The sequence below is a fragment of the Anaerorhabdus sp. genome, assembly GCF_036641015.1.
Classification (GTDB): domain Bacteria; phylum Bacillota_I; class Bacilli_A; order Erysipelotrichales; family Erysipelotrichaceae; genus Anaerorhabdus.
The window spans coordinates 1-5227 of record NZ_JAVWFO010000078.1 but is presented as its reverse complement, the minus strand read 5'-3'; the positions used below and the strand labels follow the sequence as shown (position 1 = coordinate 5227).

Genomic DNA, 5227 nt, shown 5'->3' with positions numbered 1-5227 from the left:
TCATATGGATATCAAGAATAGCAAAATCAATGTGATTGGTTTTAGAAAACTCAAGTGCTGAAATAGGATTTTTGAATACTCCAATAACTTCAAATAGGCTATTTTTTCTACATTCTTCTTCAAATTTTTTAATAGATAAGGGTTGGTCATCTACAAGAATAGTTTTCATAATCTGCTCCTAAATAACTTATAATTCACGATTTTGATACGTCAAAGTGAGTATGATAATCGAGAAATAAAGTATTTCATGCTTTGTTTAATTAAAAGATATCAAAATAGTTTTGATAAGTCAATTTTAATTAATGACATGTTCTATAATTACATGTTCTAGGAGGATAGTGAATATGTATTTAGGTAGAGAAAAAATAGTGAAAAAAATATTTATAATTGGGTTTGTTTTAGCTGCTATCAGTTTTAGCTCCATATTGGTTTCCTTTGCGTACACGGTACAAAAAGATGGAGATGCTCCAAATAGTATTGGTGATTTTACGCCAAAGTATACAGAAGAAAGCTATGTCAATGCATCAAATACATTTAGTGGTCAAGGGATTAAGTATTATTTAATTACTCATGATGAGACAAAAAGTAATTTAACTTCCCTTACATATTTAGGAGTGGATTATTCGCTTGAAAGTGTAGTAGTTAATAAATCGAATGATATTGATTTTAAGAATGTTAATTTTTCTAACAAAGATGGGACAACAATAAAATTACTGAATTACGCAGTGCCATCTAAAGATTTTACAATCTTTTTTGATGATGGCTTATTTAATAATGTAGATAGTACAGATTATACTGTTTTTTCCAAAGAGAATGCTTCATATATCGGACTAAATAAAGATATAAATGGAGAGCCTCTAACTGTCATCTCTAAGAATCCTCGTAGTGGAACCGGTAATCCAAATATAGATGATAAAATGGAGAGGTGGATATTTATGCATAAAAATATCTACTTAGAAAATCTCAAATTTGATGGAAAAAACAAAGATATGTATCCTGTTGGTGGTGGCAGTGGTACAACTAAAGTACCTAAAAATAGAGGTGAATACTTTTTTACTATCACAGGTGGAGGTGTTGAAAAAGGTTGTGATGGGTTTGTTATGCGAAATATAATATTAGAAAATATAGGTTCAGATAATACCACAGAATATCCATCATTTTGGGGAGTAGATACAAGAAATAAAAATATCGCACTTAATATTTTATATAATCCAGGGCAGATCAATATTGAAAATGTTAAGATACGTAATATTAAAACAACAGAAGGTTATGGAATAATACAAAATGAGTATGTAAGTGATTTATTTTATCGAGATATTAGCATAGATTCTGCTTTATCCAATTCAAAAAGCAGATCTATAAAAATTGAGCAATCAGGAACTCAAAGTGTTGGACAGCCAACTTATGTTAGTCCGGAAAATCAAAGTGTAATCTTTGCTGGAATTATTGATTTGCCAGAGGATACTTTTCATAATCATATCTATGTGCAAGATTATAGATATAAATATATTGGAGTTCCAGAAGATTTTAGGTATGCAGTTTGGAATATGAGTAATGGAAATTATTTTAATGCGTCATTTGAATTACATAAAGAGAAACCAAATACTGCAGATAATCGAGCAATTCAAGATTTAATTGATAATTATTGGGTAATTGATGGAAATAAAAATTCAACAGTTGGTATTCAAGAACAACTTGATGACATTTTCACAGTTATGAATTATGCAAAAACGGTGGATAATAAAAATAGAGCACCACAAGCAAATATTAAGTTAGTCACAAAAACAGTAATCCCAAGTTTTGTCGTTCCAAGTAGATATTCAGATATGAATGTAAATATAGTTGCACAAACTTTAGTTGAAAATTTGCATACAAATAAAAATTTAGTATCTGTAGAAACAGGTGCAATAATAACTTTACCAATAAATAACAACATTAAACTATACAATTTTGATTTTCATACCAATGCTAACTATACATTAAAAGAAGTAATTCAAGGAATAGAAGAACCTATCACTCCTGTGGATCCAGGTGAAATAATTGGTATACCAGGATATCCAATTTATACTAGTTATTATAATGAGCAATCACCAAAAGTAATAAATTCAAATGAAAATACTTTTATAAACAACAAATTTACTGTTGTTGCAAAAAATTTACAAATTACTACAAAAAAATCTACATTAGTTGTGGGTTCTACTACAAATGAGGTTGCAACTTTAAATAATGGGGTGAGTTTATTTGATAATATTATTGGTTCAAAGATTGATGATTCTGCAATAGTATGGTTCTCTAGTGACTCAAACATTGCAACTATTGATTCAAATGGTGTGCTAACTACACATGCTATGGGTGATGTTACTATATATGCAAAAGCTCGAGATATTTATAATCAAGGGGAAATAGAAAAACCTTTTGATAGTTATGTGTTGAGTGTTGTAGAAAATACGGCCCCAACAATAGTTACTCAAAATATGATAGTAATGCAAAATGATTCTACTTTTAAACTGCTAGACTTAGTAATAAGTGCATCAGATAAAGAGGATACTTCATTATCAAAAGATAATGTAGTAATTGAATCTAATGGAAATTTTGATATAAGCGTCCTAGGTACATATTCAATTATTTATTCAGTAACGGATTCAGGAGGATTAACAACGCAAAACCTAGCAACTGTTACAGTAATTTCAGCGGGACCACCATTGATTAATACACACAACACTTCAATAGTTGTGGGTACTATTTTTGAGGAAGACGATTTAATTAAACTTGTTGACAGTGCCTATGATTATGAGGGAACAGATATAAAAAACAGTGTGATAATAATAGAAAAAGGAGGCTTTGATTATAATATTGAAGGATATTATACAATTACCTACGCAGTGACTTATAAAAATGGAGTAGTAGGGACAAATACAAGTTTAATACAAGTCTTACCAGTTAATTCTAGTATTGACTTTCCACCAAGTATCATAACTCATGGAATAACAATATATGAAGGTAGTAGTTTAAACTTATTATCATTAGTAGATAGTGCTTTAGATCAGAATGGGTCAGATTTAACTAATAGTGTTACCTATGATAATGGTGGTTTTAATGCTAATATTCCAAATACATATATAGTGACATATAAAGTAGAAGATATAAATACAAATTTATCAACACTATCAAAAGCAATAGTTATTGTTAAACCAAGAATTCCAACTATTAGTGCAAATGGAACTACAATTACAGTAGGAGAATCATTGGATTTAATGTCATTGGTGACAGAGGCAAGTGATCCTGTCTCAGGAAATTTAAAAGGAAGTGGTGCGGTAAAAATCTTAAGTGATGGAGGATTTAATAAAGAAGTTGTAGGACATTATGATGTAACATTTATAGTTACTAATGAAATAAATAAATCTAGTACAATTACAGTTACTGTACATGTTCAAACTAAAATAAATCTTAGTCCAACAATAACTGCACATAATGTAACAATAAAGAAAGGTGAGAATCTCAATTTATTATCATTAATTGACAAGGCAGAAGATCCTGAAGATGGAGATATTAAAGAAAAAGTTGTGGTAGAAAGTGATGGAGGATTTAATAAAAATATCGTTGGAAGCTATAAAGTAACTTTTGTTGTAAAAGATAAAGAGGGCTTAGAGTCTAGAGTTACAGTGATTGTTTATGTTGAAAATCTAGTAGATACAGTAGAAGTATCTGAAAAACCTAGAACTTGCCAAGATGACGGATATCCTGAAGGGTATTATTGGAGTTACGAAAAAAATGCGTGTATTATTGACTCCAAAATTATTACACCACAAACAAAAAAATCTGGAAATGATAACATTGAAACACCAATCCCAACTCAAAAACCAAGTCCTACAAAAACTAGTAATTCTATGCAAACTCCAAGTCCGACGCATGATGAAATTACTCCTCATGAATCAACACCAGAGGTAGTTGGAAGAAGTTGGGCATTAATAAACTTAATAGCGTCATTAATAGGAGTGTTACTAACCATTGTTCTTCTATTTGCGAAACATGAAAAAGAAGAAGAAAATGAAGAAAATCAAGAAGTGAAAGATGAATTTGAACGCAAGCGTATATACAAAGTAATAGGTGTAATTGTTGCGGTAGTTTCAATCATCGTATTCCTTCTAACAGAAAATATTACTCTTCCAATGAAATTAGTTGATAAGTATACATTATTGATGATAGCCTTCGCTTTAGGAAATATTGTTTGTTTCTACTTTGGTAGAAAATGGCATGAAGTCGAAGACGAAGAAGTTGAAGAACAAAATTAGATATTTAGCAAAATAATGGTGATTTATGTAAATGTGAAGAGTTAATTACTCTTCACATTTACTAGTATATTAATCATTTAATGATTTTAGACAAAATATTAAAAAGTCTAAATAACTTTATTGCAAGAAAAATATAGGAGGGAGACATGATTTTTACAAAAGAAGAGTTAAGAATATTTATCACAGAACAGAATCGGATTTTTGATATTGTTCGATTAGTAGATGTTTCAATGACTAGACAATACACGATTGACAATAATGGGGAATTTATTGAAGCTCCCTATGAATGCTATAATGTGTGGAATAAAAAGAAAAGATGTGATTGTTGTATTTCATCTAAAGTGCTTTTGTCAAAAAAACAATTCACAAAATTTGAATTTATTGGTGATGATATTTACTTTGTAATTGCTTTGTATGTAGAAGTAGAAGGAAATGAATATTCAGTTGAGTTGGTAGCTAAGTTTACAGATGAGACTCTCTTTGCTGCATACGGAAAGGAAGAATTTGCCCGTACGATTCAGTCGTATAACAATAAGATATATAAAGATTCATTGACCAATGCATATAATCGTAGATATTTTGAAGAACAATTGAAGCACTTGCGAGGTATAAATGCAATTGTTGTTTTAGACCTAGATGATTTTAAAAAAATTAATGATACATATGGTCACATTGTGGGAGATGAAGTTTTAAAAGAAGTAGTAAAAGTTTGTGATAATAACATACGTTCAGTAGATGCAATAGTTAGGTGGGGTGGAGATGAGTTTGTTTTATTATTCTTAGAAATCCCAGAAAAAATTGTTCAAAATAAATTAGAAATAATTCGCAAATCGATTAATGATATTTATTTTGATAATTATCCAAATTTAAAAGTTTTTGTAAGTATGGGTTGTGTAGTAACAGAACATGCAACTAATTTTTTTGAAGAGGCTGAT

2 protein-coding genes are annotated in these 5227 nt (G+C 29.7%); both read left to right on the top strand.

Translation table 11 applies throughout. The features are described 5' to 3' along the window. Positions 1–344 precede the first annotated feature (344 nt). On the top strand, positions 345–4292 hold the full coding sequence (locus RR430_RS08815; protein WP_332508942.1) for a hypothetical protein: 3948 nt from the start codon (positions 345–347) through the stop codon (positions 4290–4292). A 146-nt stretch (positions 4293–4438) separates the two neighbouring features. Further along, on the top strand, positions 4439–5227 hold a 789-nt coding region (locus tag RR430_RS08810), incomplete at its 3' end, for a GGDEF domain-containing protein (protein WP_332508941.1).

Bases quoted from the DNA above. Each gene is read 5' to 3' on its own strand.
- RR430_RS08815 (WP_332508942.1), top strand. From the start codon at position 345: ATGTATTTAGGTAGAGAAAAAATAGTGAAAAAAATATTTATAATTGGG.